The 20,714-nt window shown below is 46.3% G+C and carries 17 protein-coding genes; 13 read left to right on the top strand and 4 right to left on the bottom strand.

Features of this window, described 5'->3' with window-relative positions; translation table 11 throughout:
- The 5 genes from rbfA (at position 1) to VC188_RS06130 (ending at position 6,708) form a co-directional block, all read left to right on the top strand.
- Positions 1 to 381: a 30S ribosome-binding factor RbfA gene (gene rbfA, locus VC188_RS06150; protein ID WP_072583486.1), complete on the top strand. Its 381-nt coding sequence runs from the start codon at positions 1 to 3 to the stop codon at positions 379 to 381.
- Positions 382 to 384: 3 nt separating this feature from the next.
- Positions 385 to 1,296 carry a tRNA pseudouridine(55) synthase TruB gene (truB, locus tag VC188_RS06145; protein ID WP_323483378.1) on the top strand — a complete coding sequence of 304 codons (912 nt, stop codon included), beginning with the start codon at positions 385 to 387 and terminating at the stop codon, positions 1,294 to 1,296.
- Between the two features lie 51 nt (positions 1,297 to 1,347).
- Positions 1,348 to 3,165 carry a translational GTPase TypA gene (typA, locus tag VC188_RS06140; protein ID WP_072583488.1) on the top strand — a complete coding sequence of 606 codons (1,818 nt, stop codon included), beginning with the start codon at positions 1,348 to 1,350 and terminating at the stop codon, positions 3,163 to 3,165.
- A gap of 110 nt (positions 3,166 to 3,275) precedes the next feature.
- The gene (locus VC188_RS06135) at positions 3,276 to 5,627 is read left to right on the top strand and encodes a Tex family protein (protein ID WP_323483377.1); all 2,352 of its coding nucleotides are present in this window, start codon (positions 3,276 to 3,278) and stop codon (positions 5,625 to 5,627) included.
- Positions 5,628 to 5,721: 94 nt separating this feature from the next.
- The gene (locus VC188_RS06130) at positions 5,722 to 6,708 is read left to right on the top strand and encodes a tripartite tricarboxylate transporter substrate-binding protein (RefSeq protein WP_215320106.1); all 987 of its coding nucleotides are present in this window, start codon (positions 5,722 to 5,724) and stop codon (positions 6,706 to 6,708) included.
- 75 nt (positions 6,709 to 6,783) lie between these two features.
- Here the strand turns inward: VC188_RS06130 and VC188_RS06125 are convergent, their stop codons facing one another.
- From VC188_RS06125 to VC188_RS06115, 3 genes are read right to left on the bottom strand one after another with little or no spacing between them, the layout of a single operon-like run.
- Complete coding sequence (locus VC188_RS06125; RefSeq protein ID WP_251368444.1) at positions 6,784 to 7,737, bottom strand: transglutaminase family protein; 954 nt, start codon at positions 7,735 to 7,737, stop codon at positions 6,784 to 6,786.
- Positions 7,715 to 10,327, bottom strand: coding sequence for a circularly permuted type 2 ATP-grasp protein (locus VC188_RS06120; RefSeq protein ID WP_323483376.1), 2,613 nt, complete (start codon positions 10,325 to 10,327; stop codon positions 7,715 to 7,717). The genes VC188_RS06125 and VC188_RS06120 overlap by 23 nt, the downstream gene beginning before the upstream one ends.
- A gap of 11 nt (positions 10,328 to 10,338) precedes the next feature.
- Complete coding sequence (locus VC188_RS06115; RefSeq protein WP_323483375.1) at positions 10,339 to 13,734, bottom strand: transglutaminase family protein; 3,396 nt, start codon at positions 13,732 to 13,734, stop codon at positions 10,339 to 10,341.
- A gap of 173 nt (positions 13,735 to 13,907) precedes the next feature.
- Here VC188_RS06115 and VC188_RS06110 point away from each other — a divergent pair, with 173 nt between their 5' ends.
- The 8 genes from VC188_RS06110 to VC188_RS06075 all read left to right on the top strand — a co-directional run bounded on the left by VC188_RS06110 (position 13,908) and on the right by VC188_RS06075 (position 19,018).
- Positions 13,908 to 14,567, top strand: coding sequence for a glutathione S-transferase family protein (locus VC188_RS06110; protein ID WP_323483374.1), 660 nt, complete (start codon positions 13,908 to 13,910; stop codon positions 14,565 to 14,567).
- Between the two features lie 2 nt (positions 14,568 to 14,569).
- Complete coding sequence (locus VC188_RS06105; RefSeq protein WP_323483373.1) at positions 14,570 to 15,007, top strand: cupin domain-containing protein; 438 nt, start codon at positions 14,570 to 14,572, stop codon at positions 15,005 to 15,007.
- The gene (locus VC188_RS06100; protein ID WP_323483372.1) at positions 14,998 to 15,336 is read left to right on the top strand and encodes a hypothetical protein; all 339 of its coding nucleotides are present in this window, start codon (positions 14,998 to 15,000) and stop codon (positions 15,334 to 15,336) included. Before VC188_RS06105 ends, VC188_RS06100 begins: the two co-directional genes overlap by 10 nt.
- On the top strand, positions 15,333 to 16,550 hold the full coding sequence (locus VC188_RS06095; protein WP_323483371.1) for a polyhydroxyalkanoate depolymerase: 1,218 nt from the start codon (positions 15,333 to 15,335) through the stop codon (positions 16,548 to 16,550). The genes VC188_RS06100 and VC188_RS06095 overlap by 4 nt, the downstream gene beginning before the upstream one ends.
- A gap of 12 nt (positions 16,551 to 16,562) precedes the next feature.
- A complete protein-coding gene (locus tag VC188_RS06090; protein WP_323483370.1) occupies positions 16,563 to 16,778 on the top strand; it encodes a hypothetical protein in 216 nt (71 codons plus the stop codon).
- Positions 16,779 to 16,869: 91 nt separating this feature from the next.
- Positions 16,870 to 17,766 (top strand): pseudouridine synthase, encoded by an 897-nt coding sequence (locus tag VC188_RS06085; RefSeq protein WP_323483369.1) that lies wholly within the window; start codon positions 16,870 to 16,872, stop codon positions 17,764 to 17,766.
- Between the two features lie 98 nt (positions 17,767 to 17,864).
- The gene (locus VC188_RS06080; protein WP_323483368.1) at positions 17,865 to 18,182 is read left to right on the top strand and encodes a hypothetical protein; all 318 of its coding nucleotides are present in this window, start codon (positions 17,865 to 17,867) and stop codon (positions 18,180 to 18,182) included.
- The gene (locus tag VC188_RS06075; protein WP_323483367.1) at positions 18,179 to 19,018 is read left to right on the top strand and encodes a GGDEF domain-containing protein; all 840 of its coding nucleotides are present in this window, start codon (positions 18,179 to 18,181) and stop codon (positions 19,016 to 19,018) included. Before VC188_RS06080 ends, VC188_RS06075 begins: the two co-directional genes overlap by 4 nt.
- 26 nt (positions 19,019 to 19,044) lie before the next feature.
- On the opposite strand, the gene VC188_RS06070 is transcribed toward VC188_RS06075, so the two are convergent.
- A complete protein-coding gene (locus VC188_RS06070) occupies positions 19,045 to 20,685 on the bottom strand; it encodes an FMN-binding glutamate synthase family protein (protein WP_323483366.1) in 1,641 nt (546 codons plus the stop codon).
- Positions 20,686 to 20,714: the final 29 nt, after the last annotated feature.

Genomic DNA, 20,714 nt, shown 5'->3' with positions numbered 1-20,714 from the left:
ATGCATAAAACTAGTCCGCATCGTAACCAGCGTCTCGCCGATCAAATTCAGCGAGACCTGGCCGAACTTATTCCTCGTGAATTGCGTAGTCCGAGTTTGGGCTTGATTACTTTACAAAGTATTGAGCTCACACCGGATCTGGCCCATGCCAAAGTGTTCTTTACGGTTTTGGGCGCTGAGCCTGAGCATGCTTTAAAAGCGCTTCAAGAAAAAGCCGGGTATTTGCACTCACTCTTGTTTAAGCGTTTGCATATTCATACCGTACCCACCTTGCATTTTCACTATGACAGCTCAGTAGAGCATGGCATAGAAATGTCTCGATTGATCGATCAAGCCGTTGATAGTGATCGCAGCAGCGACCACAAAGACGAGACTAAATAGTTCATGTCAATACGGATCGACGGCGTAGTGCTGCTAGACAAACCTGCTGGAATGAGTTCACAGGGTGCCGTTACTGCAGTCAAGCGCGCCTTTAATGCTGACAAGGCTGGTCATACTGGTACTTTGGATCCAATGGCGACTGGCTTATTGCCTATCTGCTTAGGCGAAGCAACCAAGTATTCACAAGATTTGCTTGAAGCAGATAAGTCTTATATCGCTCGAGTAAAGTTCGGCTCACGCACTGATACTGGCGATGCTGAAGGTCTCATCATTGAAGAGTTGCCATTGCCTGTATTTGCAAGTGCAGGTGAAATCAAATCTGCATTAGATGCTTTACTTCCAAAATTTACGGGGCCAATATCTCAAGTGCCGCCAATGTATTCCGCACTCAAGCGTGATGGCAAGCCTTTATATGAATACGCTCGCGCAGGTGTTGAGTTAGAGCGCACTCCACGAGATATCACCATTCACGCCATTCGCTGGACTGACATTGCTTGGCCAGAAGCCACTTTAGAAGTTAGCTGCAGCAAAGGAACCTATATTCGTGTTCTGGCAGAAGATATTGGTAATGCCCTAGGTTGTGGCGCCCATTTGGTGGGATTACGCCGAACCGAAGTGGGGCATCTCAATCTTGAGCAGTCCTTTACGATTGAAGCGATACAAAGCGGCCTGCAAAATAGTGCTGACTACATATTGCCTGTTGATGCCTTGCTACAGACATTGCCACACTTAACAGTGGATGAGCAACAGGCTAAACGTCTTGAAATGGGACAGCGTGTTCCTCTGAACTTACCTTCCATTGAAGCATTGGTACGCATTTATCGCGCGACTGCTGCTCCTCATAACTTTATTGGTACTGCTGATTGGCGTTCTGGTGTTTTGCATCCAAAGCGCTTAATTTCGCAGGCCCATTAATTAATTAATATTTATAACCCTTTTACTTATCTTTAACTCAAGAAGCTTCACATGACCAAACGCGCACTTCGTAACATCGCCATCATCGCCCACGTTGACCACGGAAAAACTACCTTGGTTGACCAACTCTTGCGCCAATCTGGCACATTCCGCTCAAATGAAAAAATGACCGAACGCGTCATGGACTCAAACGACTTGGAAAAAGAGCGTGGCATTACTATTTTGTCCAAGAACTGTGCAGTGGAATATGACGGTACACATATTAATATCGTTGATACTCCAGGACACGCGGACTTCGGTGGTGAAGTAGAGCGCGTTCTCTCGATGGTTGACGGTGTATTGCTCTTGGTTGATGCGGTTGAAGGTCCAATGCCGCAGACCCGCTTCGTTACCAAGAAAGCCTTGGCATTAGGTTTGAAGCCAATCGTTGTGATTAATAAGGTTGACCGTCCAGGCGCACGTTGCGACTACGTGATCAACGCAACTTTTGAATTGTTTGACAAACTTGGCGCAACTGAAGAGCAGTTAGATTTCCCAGTGATCTATGCATCAGGCTTGAATGGTTATGCAGGAGAGTCAGAAGATGTGCGTGAAGGTACTATGCGCCCCTTGTTTGATGCTGTTCTGAAGCACGTTCCTGTGCGTGATGACGATGCAGAAGGCCCATTGCAATTCCAGATTTCTTCAATTGACTACAACAGCTATGTTGGCAAGATCGGTGTTGGTCGTATTAGCCGGGGCCGCGTGAAGTCAGGCATGGAAGTGGTCTGCATGAATGGTCCCGATGGCACGCCATTCAAAGGCCGTATTAACCAAGTATTGAAATTTAAAGGTCTCGAGCGAGAAATCGTTGACGAGGCAGTTGCTGGTGATATCGCCCTCATCAATGGTATTGAAGATTTGGCCATTGGCACAACAGTATGTGCGGTTGATAAGCCAGATCCATTACCAATGCTCAAGATTGATGAGCCAACCTTGACCATGAACTTTATGGTGAACACTAGTCCATTAGCTGGTCGTGAAGGTAAGTTTGTAACTAGCCGTCAAATTCGTGAGCGTTTAGACCGCGAATTAAAGGCCAATATGGCTCTGCGCGTAAAAGAAACTGATGACGACACCGTATTTGAAGTATCAGGTCGTGGCGAGTTGCATCTCACCATCTTGGTGGAGACTATGCGTCGTGAAGGTTATGAGATGGCAGTTTCCCGTCCACGCGTTGTCTTTCATGAAGAGAATGGCGTCAAAATGGAGCCGTATGAGAATTTAACGGTTGACGTAGAAGATGCCACTCAAGGTTCTGTGATGGAAGACTTGGGTAAGCGTAAGGGTGAGTTGCAAGATATGGTGAGTGATGGCAAAGGCCGCACCCGTCTTGAGTACCGCATTCCTGCACGTGGTCTGATTGGCTTCCAAGGTGACTTCATGACCATGACTCGCGGTAATGGTTTGATGAGTCACACATTTGATTCTTATGCTCCAGCGAAAGATGGCATCTTGGGTGAACGTCATAATGGCGTATTGATTAGTCAAGATGATGGCGAAGCAGTTGCCTACGCTATTTGGAAGTTACAAGATCGTGGTCGTATGTTTGTTAGCCATGGTGATCCTGTATACGAGGGAATGGTTATTGGTATCCATAGTCGTGACAATGACTTGGTTGTTAACCCAATTAAGGGTAAGCAATTAACCAACGTTCGCTCTTCAGGTACTGACGAAGCAGTTCGCTTGGTAACACCAATTGATTTGACCTTGGAGTATGCGGTTGAATTCATTAGTGATGATGAGTTGGTTGAAGTAACGCCGAAAAGCGTACGTATCCGTAAACGTCACCTGAAAGAGCATGATCGTAAGAAAGCATCTCGCGAGTAAGCTCTTTCCAGCTACACAACAAAAGTCACCTCCGGGTGGCTTTTGTTCTTCATTGAAATCAAAACTATAAATTAACCATTTGTAAGTTAAATAAATAAAACTAGATATACATGCTGCCATCGATTGAACAACGTCTTGCCCAAGAACTAGCTGCTAAACCCGCTCAAGTAGCTGCTGCTATAGCCTTGATGGATGAGGGCGCTACAGTGCCATTTATCGCTCGTTATCGTAAAGAAGCTACCGGTGGCTTGGATGATACGCAGTTACGTTTATTAGAGGAACGTCTTAGCTATCTTCGTGAGCTAGAGGATCGCCGCAAGACAATCGTTGCCTCCATTGAGGAGCAGGGCAAGATGACGCCAGAGTTGCTGAAGGCCATCATGTTGGCAGAGGATAAGACTCGCTTGGAGGATCTCTACCTGCCATATAAACCTAAGAGAAGGACTAAGGCGCAAATTGCCTTAGAGGCCGGCTTAGAGCCATTGGCAAATGATCTGCTCAATAACCCCAAGCTTGATCCTGAAACAGAGGCTGCAAGGTATCTGAAGGATGCGTTTCAGGTCGACGGGACAGATAATCCTGGTGTTGCAGATACCAAGGCTGCGCTTGAAGGTGCGCGTCAAATTTTCATGGAGCGCTTTGCAGAAGATGCAGCATTGGTGCAATCTCTCAGAGAATACTTACAAGATCACGGTGTAGTCGAATCCAAAGTGATTGCTGGTAAAGAGCAAGAGGGAGAGAAGTTCGCTGATTACTTTGATTACTCTGAGCCGATTAAAGCCATTCCATCTCATCGTGCCTTAGCTTTATTCAGGGGTCGTCGGGAACAGATGTTAATGGTCAACCTGCGCCTAGATACTGAAGAAGAAAAGCCAAAATGGGATTCTCCCCACAATCCTTGTGAAAACCGGATCGCCAATCACTTCAAGATCAAAAACGAGGGGCGACCTGCCGATGCTTGGTTAGCCGATACTGTTCGCTGGACTTGGCGCATTAAGTGTTCACTCCATTTGGAGTCTGAGCTGATGACAGCGTTACGTGAGCGCTCAGAAACTGAAGCAATTAATGTATTTGCTCGCAACCTTAAAGCCCTCTTGCTGGCAGCGCCTGCTGGCCCAAGGGTAACTATCGGTCTCGACCCCGGCATGCGCACTGGTGTGAAAGTGGCCGTAGTGGATGCCACTGGAAAAGTAGTGGACACCGAAGTAATTTACCCGCATCAACCAAAAAATGATTGGGCTGGTTCATTGTTTGCCTTGGCTAAATTAGCTGAGAAGCACAATGCCACCTTAATCTCGATTGGTAACGGTACTGCATCTCGCGAGACTGATAAATTAGCCCAAGAACTGATTAAGGCTAAGCCAGAACTCAAACTCACCAAGATTGTTGTTTCTGAAGCGGGTGCCTCTGTTTACTCTGCGTCTGAATACGCCTCAAAAGAATTACCGGGTATGGATGTTTCATTGCGCGGTGCCGTTTCAATTGCCCGAAGATTACAAGATCCATTAGCCGAACTGGTCAAGATTGATCCTAAATCGATTGGCGTAGGCCAGTATCAGCATGATGTGATGCAAACCCAGTTGGCTAAATCATTAGTTGCGGTTGTAGAGGATTGCGTAAATGCTGTCGGTGTTGATGTGAACACGGCTTCAGCCCCCTTGCTAGCAAGAGTTTCTGGTTTAAGCTCTACAGTGGCTGAAGGGATAGTGGCCTATCGCGATAGCAAGGGTGCATTTAAATCGAGAGCCGATCTCAAGAGCGTTCCGCGACTCGGCGATAAAACCTATGAGCAAGCTGCTGGATTCTTGCGCATCATGAATGGTGATGATCCATTAGATGCTTCTGCAGTTCATCCTGAATCTTATCCTTTGGTAGAAAAGATTCTGAAGGATATTAAGAAAGGCGTAAAAGAAGTGATTGGCGATGCCAGCTTGCTGAAGTCACTTTCACCAGAAAAGTATGCTGATGGTCAATTTGGTCTACCTACTGTTACTGACATCATTAAAGAATTAGAAAAGCCTGGTCGAGATCCGCGCCCCGAATTCACTACTGCAACTTTTAAAGATGGTGTCGAGAAAATTGGCGACCTCAAGACGGATATGATTTTAGAAGGCGTAGTGACTAACGTTGCCGCCTTTGGGGCCTTTGTCGATATTGGTGTACATCAAGATGGCTTGGTGCATATCTCTGCTTTATCTAATACCTTCGTAAAAGATCCCCATAGCGTGGTTAAGGCTGGACAGGTAGTGAAGGTTAAAGTGCTGGAAGTGGATGAAAAGCGTAAGCGCATCGCGCTAACAATGCGTTTGACAGATGAAGCTCCAAGAGAGGGCTCCAAGCCTGATCAAAGGGCTCTTAATCGTCCTAGAGAGCCTGAAAACAGAAAGCCGCATGAAGATAGAAGGCAAGCGCCCCCAATGAATAATGCAATGGCAGCCGCCTTTGGCAAGCTGAAGAAATAATCATTTTTTAGAGAATTTTCCCCTGCTGGGGTGGCAAATTCTCTAAACTATTGCTTTGTATGTTTAACCAAGAATGACAAGGATTACCGTGAAAATGTCCCAATCAATTTTCCGCATTGCAGCGATTTCGCTGTGTGCATTAGGCGTCAGTATTTCTGCTGCAAAGGCGGCTGATTTCCCTGGCGATCGCCCTATTACTTTAGTGGTGCCATTCTCGGCTGGCGGTCCAACCGATAAAGTAGCTCGTGAGCTGGCTTTAGCAATGGGTAAGCAGCTCAAAGGCCAAGTCATTGTGGATAACAGTCCTGGTGCTGGTGGCACGATTGCGGCTAAACGTGTCATTAATTCTAAGAATGATGGTTACACATTACTGATTCACCATATTGGCATGTCTACAGCCCCAGCTTTGTATAAGAACTTGGGCTTTGATCCAATGACCGATTACGAATACGTTGGCCAGGTTGCCGATGTACCAATGATTTTGGTTGGTAATAAAGATTTGCCTCCTAAGAACTATCAAGAACTTCTACCTTATATGAAGGCAAACATAGGTAAGATTGCGTACGCTAATGCGGGCGTAGGTTCCGCTAGCCACTTGTGCGGCTTGCTCTTTATGAGCCGTATTCAGCTGGATTTGACGACTGTTCCATACAAAGGCACTGCGCCTGCCTTGACCGATTTGATCGGTGGTCAGGTGCAATTGATGTGTGATCAAACAACCAATCTTTCAGGTCAGTTGGCAACTAATGCGGTGAAGCCTTATGGCACAACCACCATGCAGCGCATTAAAGCCTTTGAAAAGATTCCCACTCTCAATGAGCAGGGCTTAAAAAACTTTGAAGTGAAAGTGTGGCATGGTGTTTATGCTCCTAAGGGCACACCAAAAGCAGAGATGGATAAGTTGGCCAAGGCACTGCAAGGGGCTATTCAGGATCCACTTTACAAACAACACATGGCGGAGTTGGGTGTTGAGATTCCATCTCAAGCAAGCGCTACTCCAGAAGGCTTGAAAAAGCATCTGAAGGCGCAGATTGATTTATGGACACCAATCATTAAGGCTGCAGGTATTTACGCAGACTAAGTCGAAAGTAATGCACGCTTCAAATAATAAAACCGCCTTCGGGCGGTTTTATTATTGGGGAGAAAGAAGGGTGCCTTAAGAGTTAATGGGCATCACCGTTACCGCTACCTCTAGCGTATGATCTGCTCCGCCATGGATCACCCCGCGAATAGGGGAGACATCTGAGTAATCTCTTCCTTGAGCCAAGTGAACATAATCTTCCCCAGGAGTTCCGTAGCCCCAGCGATTATTGGTTGGATCTAGATCACACCAAATGCCCTTACCTAAAATACTGCTTTCATCCATGCTAGGAACATAAACCGATACCCAAGCATGCGAAGCATCTCCGCCAATCAGTCTTGCTTGACCGGGTGCAGGATTAGTCAGAATATAGCCGCTCATATATTTTGCGGGGATGCCGATACTGCGGAGCGCTGAAATCAAAATATGTGCAAAGTCCTGACATACCCCCTCTCGCTTATTCAGCGCCTCTAGTGCAGGGGTGTTGATATCGGTACTTTTGCTAACGTAATGAAATTCACTATAGATGCGTTTCATTAAATCAATTGCAGCATCTAATATAGGTCTACCAGCTGTGAAATTGGCCCTCGCAAATTCTGCGAATTCTGGTCTTAAAGTAATGAATGGAGATGTAAATAAAAATTCTGAGGCGGCATCCCATTGGGTATTGGAGTGATAGCGGAAGTATTCACGTACCAGCTCCCAGGGTGCAGTTTCCTGGGGCTTAGGGCCATATTCAGTAGCTGTAGTCTCGATCAGTGATTTGGCTGTAATGAGTAATTCGCTGTGCCTATTCTGCAAAGAAAAGAAGGTGCAAACATTTCCATGACTATCTCGATTTTCTTCGCTCCAAGAAGGCCTCGGGCTCACCTGAACTTCGGACTTTAATACTCGTTGTGTTTCTAGATCTGCTGGTTTGAGGTGAGCAAAATGCTGCGCAATCTCTACATCAGGATCGTAAGAGTAATGGGTATCGTGGGTAATTTCTAGCAACATAAATGGCGCATTACATTTGGATACTGTATTCATTAGAGTGAATCAGATTGAAATAGCGTGCGCTAATTGCATCTGAAACATTCCAGGCGGATTGCGAGCAATTACTCAAACAATTTCTTAGGTTAGGGAGATTGCCAAACCCATCGGCAGTCGATAGGATATATAAGTCGTAATCTAGTAGATTAATGACGCTACGAGTTAACTCATCCGGGTTATTTCGCTCGGTGCCCGCAAGTTTAGAGAGTCTGGCGCGGAGCGCTTTGCTAACCCAGGCCAGGGAACGTGGGTTTTCATCATCCATCACCAGTAAGCTAATTAAAGGAGCTATCTCGCGACTTTGTTGATGCTGCGCATGAAAGGTGATCGTGCTATCAAATAAATTGAGTAGGGCGGTATAACCTGAGCTATCTGTATTTGGATTGTTAAGTAAGCCAGAAACGATAGCTGAGTCTAATGCGTTTGTTAGAAAGGCGAGCCTCTCGATATGCCTTCCAATTGAAAGTAGTTGCCAGCCGTCATCACGTGTCATACGGTCAGTTTGGGCGCCGGTTATCGCCGCCAAGCAGCTACTCGCGCCATTTAAAGCATCGATAGCGAGCGAAGCGGAAAAATCATTAAAGGTATTGGCTTTATGGCAATCAGACTGAAATTGCTCAATGCAATGATTGATAGTGCTCCATTGTTCCGGGGAGAGTCGTTCTCTCACATTAGAGGCAGTGCGTTTCATGGCGTTCAGGTTGTAGCCCACGCTGGTGACGCTGTCGCTGGCATTGAGAGAGTTAATTAAAGTACGCTCAAAAATTCGGTGACGCATATCACTCTGGTCAAAATTACTTGGTACACCTTCAGGCACAAGCCCGTAGTGGTGACATAGGTTTTCTAACCAAGACCATAATGACCGGGAAGGGGTGTATTCACTATTAATATTTTCAAGATAAAGCTTGGCTAAGCGCAGAATATTTTCACTGCGCTCGGTATAGCGCCCAAACCAATAGAGATTCTCAGCTGCGCGGCTGGTAACCAAGCGCTTGCGCATCACTTTTTCAGGGGCTTGAATCGGGTGCTGAGTTTGTTGTCCTTGCTCTTGGGAGGGCTGCGGGCTTTGAACCCATACATCCGCACTACTACCGCCCCGTTGCATCGAGGCAATACCTGAATCAGTGCTTGCGATACGGGCAAGTCCACCAGGTAATACTTGCCAGCCATTAGGACCATCACTCAAGGCAAAGACTCGCAACATATAAGAGTGGGGCTCAATCAAAGACGCATCATTGAGGTTAAAAGCATTTAACCAGGTTGGCATTTGTGCCAACGGGATGTAGGTTTGTACTGTGTGTTCATCTGGCTGGCGCGTAATGCGACCCACCCATTCATCTAATTGGGCCTGATTCAGATCGCAACCTAGGGCGGATTCATAATTTTGATGACCCGTGCCATTAGGGTAGGTTGGCTTAATAGCACTATGCCCTAAATTTGGAATAGCAGCCTCTAATGCAGCGCGTTCACCACACCACCAGGTATCCATTGCTGGAAGCTGAACTTTTTCATTGAGAAGTCGTTCGCTAATCGCCGGTAAGAATCCCAGTAGAGCGGGGGATTCTAGGAAAGCTGAGCCAGGAGCATTTGCCAGTACAACATTACCAGCGCGTATCACTTGCAATAGACCGGGGACGCCTAGAGTGGAATCAGAGCGCAGTTCTAATGGATCTAAAAACTCATCATCCAAACGCTTAAGCAAAATATGTACAGGCTCTAAACCGCGTACCGTTTTCAAAAACAAATGTTGGTCGCGTACGGTTAAGTCACCACCCTCAACCAAAGTTAGGCCGAGATAACGAGCGAGATAGGCGTGCTCAAAGTAGGTCTCGTTATAAGGTCCTGGAGTAAGAAGGGCAATATGGGCATTAGCACCTGCTGGACTTTCAAGCTTCAATGCATCGATTAAGTCCCTATAGGCATTGGCTAGCGGGGCAATCTGCATGAGCTCATATGCTTTGGGAAATTGCCTTGTAATCAGATTGCGATTTTCCAAAAGATAGCCAAGACCAGAAGGTGCTTGGGTGCGTTGAGACAGTACTGACCATGATCCATCAGGCGCTCTGGCTAAATCAAAAGCCATGATGTGAAGATATTTTCTGTTTTTCAGCTCGACGCCATGCATGGAGCGCAAGTAACCAGGGTGTCCATGAATTAATGCTGGTGGAATCCATCCTTCCTTCAACAAATTTTGCGGCCCATACACATCCGCCATAATCGCTTCGAGTAAGCGCGCTCGCTGCAAAACTCCAGACTGAATTTTTTGCCAAGAATCAGGGCTAATGAGGAGCGGGAATAAATCTACTGACCAAGGGCGCTGCGGCCCAAACTCGTCGGCATAGACGTTATATGTAATGCCGTTATCCCGAATCTGCCTGTTGAGTTCTTGGGTGCGTTGATCAAGATCGCTTAACCCAGAGGGGCCAAGAGATTCAAAAAAAGTTTGCCATTCGGGCAGTAGCGCCGCCGATTTCCCTCGTAACTCATCAAAGTGTCCCTCTTTGGGTGTGGGTGATAGGCGGTTGATATCCTCCAACAGCGAAGGGTTGCTGGCGTCTTTCAAAGAATGGGTCTGAGCGTTATCCACAAACTATTGTCTCACCGCCGCATATCCAGCGTAAATGGAAATTCCTTACTAGCCGGGAGGTCAATATTCGCCAGAGCCCCTTCAATAGTTCCTGGGGTATGACCCATCCTAAAGAAGCGGGAAAGACGGCGACTCTCTGCCTCATAGGCATTGATAGGGAGGTTGTCGTAGTTTCGGCCCCCAGGGTGGGCAACGTGATATTGGCAACCTCCCACAGAGCGTTTATTCCAGGTATCGATCACATCAAAAATCAATGGAACATGGATACCAATACTCGGATGCAGACTAGATGGAGGATTCCAGGCCTTATAACGAACGCCTGCTACATACTCTCCCGCAACTCCTGTTGGTTGAAGTGGCAAAGGCTCGCCATTGCAGGTGATGGTGTAGCGGCTTTGATTTAAGCCGGTAACGCGTAATTCAATTCTCTCTAGTGAGGAGTCAACATAACGTGCAGTACCGCCCGCCGCATTTTCCTCACCCATAACGTGCCATGGTTCAAGTGCATTGCGTAAGGTAATTTCTGTGCCCATAGTTTGCAATTGTCCAATGAGCGGGAAGCGGAACTCAAGGTGAGGTGCAAACCACTCCGGCTGAAAGTCGTAACCGTGCTTTTGCATCTCTTGAATGACATCATCAAAGTCCATTTTGATAAATGTTGGCAAGAGACAGCGGTCATGGAGTTCAGTTCCCCAGCGCGTCATTGGTGCCTCATAAGGCTTATCCCAGAAACGAGCTATCAAGGCGCGAATGAGTAATTGCTGAACAATACTCATATGCGCATGTGGAGGCATCTCAAAAGCACGCAATTCTAGTAAGCCTAAGCGACCCGTTTGACTATCTGGTGAATACATCTTATCAATACAGAACTCGCTGCGATGCGTATTGCCGGTGACGTCAATCAGGATATTGCGTAGAGTTCTATCGACCAGCCACGGCGGCATGCTTTGGCCAAACTTCTTGCGATTCTCGTGAATTTCTTTCAATGCGATTTCTAATTCGTAGATTTGGTCATTACGTGCTTCATCCACTCGAGGCGCCTGACTGGTTGGTCCAATAAACATGCCGCTAAAGAGATAGCTCAAGCTCGGGTGGTTGTGCCAATACAAAATCAGGCTGGCCAAGAGCTCAGGTTTACGTAAGAACGGGCTATCAATCGGTGTTGCACCACCCATTACAAAGTGATTGCCACCACCTGTGCCGGTATGGCGGCCATCTGCCATAAATTTCTCAGCAGAAAGGCGAGATTGAAAAGCAGCTTGATATAAGAATTCCGTATGCTCAACTAGCTCCCCCCAGTTATGGGCTGGATGAATATTGACTTCAATAACGCCTGGATCTGGTGTCACCTGTAACAACTTCAAGCGTGGGTCGCGTGGTGGGGTATATCCCTCCAGCACAATTTGAAACTGAAGCTCTTCAGCAGTAGCTTCTACCGCCTCCAGTAAATTGAGATAGTCTTCAAGACGAGCGAGTGGGGGCATAAAGACATACAGCACGCCTGACTTACCGCCATGCTCATTCTCAGCCTTAGGTCCATTGGAGCGCATTGGATCACGTGCTTCTACGCACATCGCTGTTCTGGTAACCCATGCAGCTGATTCTTGACGTTTTGGATGTCTTACTTCTTGCGACTGACTCCAAATCGTTTTGCCAGACGCTGGAAATTCTTTACGAGCGGGTTGTTGTTGATGAACAATTGACGCTTGACTATTTAAAGGCGGCCTGGGAGCAAATGGATCTTGCTCAATGAGATAAGGGTAGTCGGCTTTACTAACCCAGGGTAGGGACTCCAGGGGGAGTCGATAGCCCATGGGGGAGTCACCTGGTAGCAGATAGAGACGATCATCACGATATTCCCAGGGACCCGTTTTCCAAGCGGTGTCTAGATAGTTCTTTCCTTCATTCGCTTCGATAGGGAGGACGTAGCCCACCACGGAATCTAATTTCTGCGTGAAGACCCGCTTTAAGCGAGTGCGCTCCATCTCATCGTCTAGGTTTGATTTGAAGGGGTCAACGTTGACAGGTAACTTGGATTCCCGCCAGAGGTAATAGAAAACATCCTCATAAGCGGGTTCGATAAATTTATCCGCTAAACCTAATTTTTTGGAAAGTGTGTAGACAAATTTCTCAGCATCTTTGCTGGTGTAGTTCGTAGGGTGGCGTTCATCGGCAAATAGTTTTGGGTTTTTCCAGATAGGCTGTCCATCAGCCCTCCAGTAGATTGACAAAGCCCAACGAGGGAGTTGCTCTCCTGGATACCATTTGCCTTGACCAAAATGAAGGAAGCCACCATCGCCATATTCTTTGCGCAGTTTTTCTACTAAATCGGTTGCGTAACCCCGCTTTGTTGGTCCTAATGCATCTACATTCCATTCACGTTCATCGCGCCCATTAACGGATACAAAAGTAGGCTCACCACCCATGGTCAAGCGAACGTCGCCCGCAACCAATTGCTTATCAACTTGATGACCCAGATCGACAATCGCTTGCCACTGTTCTTCGGTGTACGGTTTGGTTACTCGGGGCGCTTCATAAATGCGAGTGACTTCCATGGAGTGAGCAAATTGCACTTCACATTCGTCAACACCACCTTCAATCGGGGCTGCACCTGAAGGTTCAGGTGTGCAGGCAACAGGAATATGGCCTTCGCCAGCAAATAGGCCCGAAGTCGGGTCTAAACCAATCCATCCTGCACCTGGCAAATACACCTCACACCAGGCGTGCAAGTCGGTGAAATCTACCTCTGTTCCACTCGGCCCATCCAGCGCTTTCACATCTGGCTTGAGCTGAATGAGATAGCCTGAAACAAAGCGCGACGCGAGTCCGCAAAGACGCAAGAGATTCACCATTAACCAAGCAGAATCGCGACAAGAACCACTGCGAAGTTTTAATGTCTCTTCTGGGGTCTGAACTCCAGGCTCCATTCGAATGGTGTAGCTAATATCCTTGTGAACTTTTTGATTGAGCGCAACTAAAAAATCGATCGTGCGCATCTTGCTGCGATCAACCGTTTTGAAGTATTTGTTGATGCCATCATTTCGCTTTTTACCTAGGTAAGGGCGCAACTCTTTCTTCAGATCTTGGCTGTAGGTAAAGGGGTAGTCTTCAGCATCCGGCTCTAAAAAGAAATCAAATGGGTTGTATACGGCCATTTCCGTAACAAGATCGACCGTTACTTTAAAGCGTGTTGTTGGTTCAGGAAAAACCAAACGCGCTTGATAGTTTGAAAATGGATCCTGTTGCCAGTTAATGAAATGACCTTCAGGCTCAATCTTGAGAGAGTAAGAAAGAATATGGCTGCGGCAGTGAGGTGCCGGTCGCAGACGAATTACCTGCGGTCCCAGTTTGACTGGGCGGTCATATATATATTCGGTGACGTGGTGTAGGGCGGCGTGTATAGACATGACTCAAAGTCTATAAGTTCACCACAAGGGTGCATTATTGCGGCGCACAAGATGGGTGCGTAAAAGCCAAGCATGCCCGGATTTGGGTACAACCCGTCAAAAACAGGGCATTTAGCAAGCCATCTCTATTTCAGGGGGAATAAGTTGTAGTTGTACCTCATTTGAAAGCTCTTATGTCTAAGCAGACTACCTTGACGATTAGTAGCAAAAATTACTCTTCATGGTCATTGCGCGGTTGGCTGATGCTCAAGCTTTCTGGCCTCCCTTTCCAGGAAGTGCAGGTGCATCCGGATGATGTGGATAACCGGGCTGAACTCTTACTCTTGTCACCATCCATTCTGGTTCCTCGTTTAGATCATGACGGCTGCAAAGTATGGGACACCATGGCCATCGGCGAGTATCTTAATGAATTAAACCCTAAAGCCCATTTGTTACCCAAGGATCCGGTAGCAAGAGCGCATTGTCGGTCTATCTGTGGCGAGATGCATTCCGGTTTCTCTGCCTTGCGCGCTTCTTTGCCTATGAATGTCAAAGCAAAGTTTGAGTCATTCAAGGTTTGGTCAAAAGCGCAAATTGATATTAATCGCGTCCTAGTCATCTGGCAGGACTGCTTAACAACATACGGTGGACCTTTCTTATTTGGCAAGGAGCCCACATTAGCTGACGCCATGTTTGCGCCAGTGGTCACAAGATTCTTGACTTATCACGTAGAGCTGGACAAGGCGAGCAAGGATTACTGCACGCACATCATGGCGATGCCTGAGATGAAGGAATGGGTGATGGGCGCCCTCGAAGAACCCGATGACATTGAAGAACTTGAAGTGGAGTTTTAAAAATGAACGCACCCGTAAGATTTAAAAGTGATACCGAGTTTTCTCATGTAAAACCTGCCGATACTCAGTTTTTACCAGGCGGCCTTAGGGATTTTTTTCTCTATAAAGATTTGGGTGTCGCTAAAGCAACCAAAGGTAAGGTCATTGCCCATCTCGTGAAGGCCAATAAACCCCCAGAGAATGGTACCGGCTGGCACTATCACGTAGCAGAGTTCCAAATTGTCGTTATGACTAAAGGTTGGGCCAAGTTTATGTATGAAGATAGGGTCACCTTGGTTGAGGCGGGCGATGTTGTTCATCAAATGCCGGGCATTACCCACTTCCTCTTCGACTATTCGCCAGATATGGAGTATCTCGAGATAGTGGGCCCTGCGGACTTTGAAACTATCCCGGTTTCTGTTGCTCCAGCCGAGGTCCCAGGGGTAACTCCATGGAAGTAGTCAAAAGCAATGCGTTGGCATCAGACTTTGCGGTCTTGTTTCAGCAGATTATGGCGATTGCTGAGGAGCTCGATGGTATGAAGAGTTATTACCGCGAGCTTTATCAAAAGATAGAGGCTGGTGAAGTTGCTTCAGGCGACGAAGAGTTGCCCGACCTTCTCAAAACTTTTAATGTTGCTGGTTTCGTGAATTTATCCATCGTTGCAGCACGTGCAGCACAAACCGCAGCCATTATTGCCAATGATGTGTCTTTGAGTAGGGTATTTGACCCAGCACTCAAAACCACAGAACGAGCATTGCGTCATATAGAAAGCGGTGCCCATAGATGATGTACAAAGCTTATCAAACCTTTGCTAATTTGCATAATCCGGTTCGGATGTTTGCAAAAGCGTCAGAGCGCGTCTCTACTAATTGGTTTGGAAACTTTTCTCTTAACCCTATGCAGCGATTGGCTGCGCACTATGAGCAAATTTCTTTGCTTGGGTTTACGCATACAAGACCTGATTTTAAAATCCAATCTGTCATAGATTCATTTGGGGTAGACCAGCCTGTTACAGAGGAGTTAATTTACTCAACGCATTTTTGTAACTTAATTCGATTCTCAAAGCCCAATATTTCTGGTCAGCCTAAAATCCTCTTAGTTGCTCCAATGTCAGGACACTTTGCAACTTTGTTAGCGGGAACCATTAAGACACTTCTAACTGATCATGAAGTTTATGTAACTGATTGGTTGAACATTCGTGACATTCCATTGAGCTGTGGTGACTTTGACTTCGATGCTTATGTCGAGCACATCATTAACTTCTTGCAAGTGATCGGACCGCAAACCCACCTGATGGCGGTATGTCAGCCAACAGTAGCCTGCTTAGCAGCCACAGCCATCATGTCAGAAGATAAGAGTCCTTATGTCCCAGCGAGCTTGACCTTGATGGCTGGGCCGATTGACGTCAGTCAAAGCCCAACAAAGGTCAATGAATTAGCTACCAGCAAACCCATGTCTTGGTTTGAAGAAAAGCTTATCGGGGTTATTCCAAATCAATTCAATGGCACTGGACGGAAAGTCTATCCAGGTTTCTTGCAGCTCATGGCATTTATGAGTATGAATCCCGATCGCCATGCAGAGTCCTTCAGAAAGCTATATGAGTATCGCGTTAATGGTGACGATGAGAAGGCGGATGTGATTCATGATTTTTATGAAGAATATTTTGCAATCATGGATTTGTCAGGACCTTTCTACTTGGAAACCATTAAAAAAGTATTTATGGATCGCGATCTAGCTAATGGAACTTTGACATACCAAGGTAGGTTAGTGAATCCAAAGCTGATTAAGAAGACATTTCTACTCACCGTTGAAGGTGAGCGAGATGATATCTGTGGCATTGGCCAAACTTTAGCAGCGCAAGATCTCTGTTCCGGCCTGCCTGGATACAGGAAGTCACATCACCTACAGGCAGGAGTCGGCCATTACGGTGTATTTAATGGTAAGCGCTGGGAAAGTCAGATTTATCCAGTAGTTCGCAACCACATTCAGTCAGCACTTTAATCAGGGGGAAATATGGTCGTCTATATCACTCGTAATATTATTGCCAGAATGCGTTGTAATGACGGTACGGATAATGGCTGCAGACCTCTAAATCCTGGAAAGTATGAAGCTAACAAGACCAATGACGGGGCGCTGGAAATTCTTCAGGATGCTGGTGAGCCAGTTTATCTTTTACCCTTTATTTGGTGGGAAAAGATGGAGTTAGGGGATATATTGATTGCTGCTTAGAAGACAATTCAGAGACGTCATTGGCTGCGCATTCAATAACGTAGGGAGTCATTTAAAATAGCAAGCTCTAGGCATTAGTTTATGGAGCTTTATGCAAGTTAACTCAGAAGGAGTCTCAGCATCGCGGGTGTATTTGCCTGCTGAGCAGACTTATCTGAATTTACTGGCATTCTTTATTGCTCAGTTCCCGCATATTACCGAAGTAGAGTGGATCGATCGCTTTCATGAAGGGCTTATTCTCGATCAAGAAGGCCATGCCCTGAGGGCAAGTGATGCCTATAGGCCCAATACTCACTTGTTGTACTTCAGAAGGCTGACTCGTGAGCCAGGGATTCCATTTGAAGAGCAGATTCTCTATCAAGATAAACATATTCTGGTTTCAGATAAACCCCATTTTTTACCAGTGACGCCAAGCGGACTATATCTACATCAAACACTGCTAAACCGACTTAAGAAAAAAACAGGCATACAAACGCTCAGCCCGATTCATCGAATTGATCGTGACACAGCAGGGCTGGTTATTTTTTCAGTGAACCCTAGTGAGCGAGCTCAATACCAAAATTTATTCAGGGATAGAGCGGTCAAAAAAGTGTATGAAGCAATAGCACCATACTCTGCAGAATTAGAGAAGCAACTTCCAATGACTTATCAAAGTCGAATTCAGGAATCAGAACATTTTCTGCAGATGCAAGAAGTTGAGGGTGAGCCAAACACAGATACCTTGATTGAAATCATAGAGGCAAATCAATCATGGGCTAAATATCGACTCACCCCTGGTAGTGGAAAAAAACATCAACTACGTTGCCATCTCAATGCTCTCAATATCCCCATCAAGCATGATCAGATCTACCCCATGCTTACCCCTTATCAAAAATATGATTTGGACTTTTCAAGGCCATTACAGCTGCTGGCCAAAGAAATAGCCTTTATTGACCCCATGGATGGGTCAAAAAGAGTATTTAATAGCCCTCAAGAGCTAGGGCTTTAGTTCTACCCACCCTTGTTTTAAGGCTCAGGAGCAAGGTCTGCACTAAAAATAGGCATAGAATTTAGTAAAGTATTAGCTCTTAAGCTAATATGCCACCCATGACGTCTAAACACCGTTACCGTTGGCTTTTAAATCGATTGAGGCACCAGCCAGCCGGCCTGGAGGAGTGCAGCCCTGACCTCATCGTGGAATATGCAAAAGCAACCGGCGCAAAAGTCTTTTATCGCCCTAATGAATACCCACGCTGCCCTCAATTAAGTCGAGACTTTAGCAAGTTGGTTAAACATAATTTGGCGGCTCGAAGAAAAACTTTTCTTTACGACCTCAACGGATTCATGGTGTCTCCAAGATCGACCTACCTTTATCGCTTAACGCCGGTAGCTGCACATTCGCTCACTTGGGTGGACCGAGAGTGACACAATTGAATAACATCGAAAGTCTATTCGGGATCAAGCCAAAAATTGCCGTGCTGCTTGGATTTGGTTTGCTGTTAGTGATTTTAATGATCGATGTCTTATCGCCCGATGATTACCGATTGGTTTTGCTCTACTTATTTCCTGCAGCAATCATTGCATTAAATGCGAAGTCAATGAAGGTAGTCATCGCAGCTCTGATTATCGCTACCTTATTTGAAAATTACTTTCTTTTTAGGGATGGTTATTTCCCCGTCTTCTTTACCAAGATAGAAGTATTAAACATTGCCATTCGTTTTCTGGCAACCCTATTAATCATGTGGCTTGCCAGGTCGCTCAGACGTAGTCAACTGCGCGTAAATCTTCTAGCGAATACCGATTCATTAACGGGTTTGTGGAATAGGCGCTGGGCTCGCATCATGATAGAGCAGGCGATTGCAAGGCTAGAAGAGGCCCAGGAAGTATTTTCTGTCGCGCTGATTGACGTAAATGACTTCAAAAAAATTAATGATGTTCGAGGACATTTGGTAGGCGATCAAGTTTTGACAAAGATCGCACATACCTTGATGGAATTTACAGTCGAGAATGTTATGTTTTTCCGCTTGGGCGGCGATGAGTTTTTGATTGTTGCATCAAAGGTAGATCAGCAACAAATGCATCAGATATGTGGTGACATTGTTAAAACAGTTGATCAGACGATGAGTGACTCCGGATACCCAGTTAGCTTAAGTATTGGCATGGCTACATATAGCGATACAGCCAGATCCGTCTCAGAAATCCTGCATGAAGTAGATCTAGAGATGTATCGCCATAAAACTGAAGGTAAAAAGACTCAATAAAACTCTTCTGTAGAGATGCTATAAACCTAAGCCTTCAGAGCAGAAAAGCTTTGTGCTTGCGATCGATGCCAATACAGCTCAAATACTCTGGGCAAATTCAGACTCGGATCTATGTGCTCAGCCTTGAGTAGCAGGCCAGCAGGCATCTCAGGCAGTAGGAAGGATAGAAGGCGTACTTCATGCTTGTTAATACGCCGGATGATGTGAGGAGCATCAATTTCACCAGGGTGATGTAATCCAGCAGCCTCTACCAGCTCTTTCAGTGTTTTGAGGGTTTCGTTATGAAAGTTAAAGACTCGTTCAGCTTTATTCGGCACTACCAATGCTTTCTGGCGCAATGGATTCTGTGTGGTGACGCCAGTAGGGCAGTTGCCGGTATTGCAAACCTGAGCCTGAATACAGCCAATAGAGAACATGAAGCCGCGTGCACTATTGCACCAATCGGCACCTAAAGCAAAGGCCACAGCCATATCAAAGGCGCTAATAATCTTGCCAGCGCAACCAATTTTGATTTGATCTCGTAGATTTACACCCACTAGGGTGTTATGAACCAGGCGCAGGCCTTCTTGCAGTGGTGTGCCCACGTGATTAGTAAACTCCACTGGGGATGCGCCAGTTCCACCTTCGGAGCCGTCTACTACGATGAAGTCTGGATGAATGCCAGTCTCCAGCATGGCTTTGACAATACCAAACCATTCCCAGGGGTGACCAACGCAGAACTTAAAGCCAACTGGCTTGCCTCCTGAGAGGTCGCGCAGTTTCTTCACAAAGTAAATGAGCTCAAGCGGTGTCGAGAAGGCGCTATGCGAAGCAGGGGAGATGCAGGCTTCACCTTCCTTAACGCCACGGGCCGCAGCTATTTCAGCCGTCACCTTAGAGCCTGGCAAGATGCCGCCATGACCAGGCTTAGCACCTTGACTCAATTTGATCTCGATCATCTTCACCTGAGGATCTAAAGCATTCTCTTCATACTTTTTCTCATTAAAACTGCCGTCGGTATTGCGGCAGCCAAAGTAACCAGAGCCAATTTCCCAAATGAGATCGCCACCATGAACGCGATGATATTGAGAGATGGAGCCTTCACCGGTGTCGTGAGCAAAGCTACCTTTTTTAGCGCCAAGATTTAAAGCCAAAATAGCGTTGGCACTCAGTGATCCAAAGCTCATTGCCGAGATATTGAAAATACTGGCTGAATATTTCTGTTTGCAATCCTTGCCACCTATCTCGACACGAAAATCATGGCTAGGTAAGCGGGTAGGGGCTAATGATTGATTAATCCATTGGTAGCCAGGAGCCATCACATCCAGCGTGGTACCAAAAGGAATTTGATCCGGTACAGCTTTAGCGCGTGAGTAGACTAATGTGCGTTGCTCTTTTGAAAAAGGGGTTTCATCATTGTCGCCCTCGATAAAGTACTGGCGAATTTCAGGTCGAATGAATTCAAGCATGAAACGCAAATGACCAATAACAGGGTAGTTCCGAAGAATGGCTACTTTGGTTTGTGAGACGTCATACATGCCCACGAATGATAAAAAGCCAAATAGTAGGAAGAAATTCCAAGCCTGTGGATGCAACTGTAAAGAGACAAAGCTGACAATGGCCCCCAGGATGCAGAGGGAAAATGGAATATATCGGATGGGTAGGTATTTATTGGGTGACATGGCCATAATGAGCTTAAATGTGGATGGTCTAAGTA

The sequence above is a fragment of the Polynucleobacter sp. MG-28-Ekke-A2 genome, assembly GCF_035012985.1.
Taxonomy (GTDB): Bacteria; Pseudomonadota; Gammaproteobacteria; order Burkholderiales; family Burkholderiaceae; genus Polynucleobacter.
The sequence above is the reverse complement of the archived record's forward strand: the minus strand, read 5'-3'. Positions and strand labels throughout refer to the sequence as shown.

Coding starts and splice junctions, on each gene's coding strand:
- rbfA (WP_072583486.1), top strand. CDS start 1: ATGCATAAAACTAGTCCGCATCGTAACCAGCGTCTCGCCGATCAAATT.
- truB (WP_323483378.1), top strand. CDS start 385: ATGTCAATACGGATCGACGGCGTAGTGCTGCTAGACAAACCTGCTGGA.
- typA (WP_072583488.1), top strand. CDS start 1,348: ATGACCAAACGCGCACTTCGTAACATCGCCATCATCGCCCACGTTGAC.
- VC188_RS06135 (WP_323483377.1), top strand. CDS start 3,276: ATGCTGCCATCGATTGAACAACGTCTTGCCCAAGAACTAGCTGCTAAA.
- VC188_RS06130 (WP_215320106.1), top strand. CDS start 5,722: ATGTCCCAATCAATTTTCCGCATTGCAGCGATTTCGCTGTGTGCATTA.
- VC188_RS06125 (WP_251368444.1), bottom strand. CDS start 7,737: ATGAATACAGTATCCAAATGTAATGCGCCATTTATGTTGCTAGAAATT.
- VC188_RS06115 (WP_323483375.1), bottom strand. CDS start 13,734: ATGTCTATACACGCCGCCCTACACCACGTCACCGAATATATATATGAC.
- VC188_RS06110 (WP_323483374.1), top strand. CDS start 13,908: ATGTCTAAGCAGACTACCTTGACGATTAGTAGCAAAAATTACTCTTCA.
- VC188_RS06105 (WP_323483373.1), top strand. CDS start 14,570: ATGAACGCACCCGTAAGATTTAAAAGTGATACCGAGTTTTCTCATGTA.
- VC188_RS06100 (WP_323483372.1), top strand. CDS start 14,998: ATGGAAGTAGTCAAAAGCAATGCGTTGGCATCAGACTTTGCGGTCTTG.
- VC188_RS06095 (WP_323483371.1), top strand. CDS start 15,333: ATGATGTACAAAGCTTATCAAACCTTTGCTAATTTGCATAATCCGGTT.
- VC188_RS06090 (WP_323483370.1), top strand. CDS start 16,563: ATGGTCGTCTATATCACTCGTAATATTATTGCCAGAATGCGTTGTAAT.
- VC188_RS06085 (WP_323483369.1), top strand. CDS start 16,870: ATGCAAGTTAACTCAGAAGGAGTCTCAGCATCGCGGGTGTATTTGCCT.
- VC188_RS06080 (WP_323483368.1), top strand. CDS start 17,865: ATGACGTCTAAACACCGTTACCGTTGGCTTTTAAATCGATTGAGGCAC.
- VC188_RS06070 (WP_323483366.1), bottom strand. CDS start 20,685: ATGGCCATGTCACCCAATAAATACCTACCCATCCGATATATTCCATTT.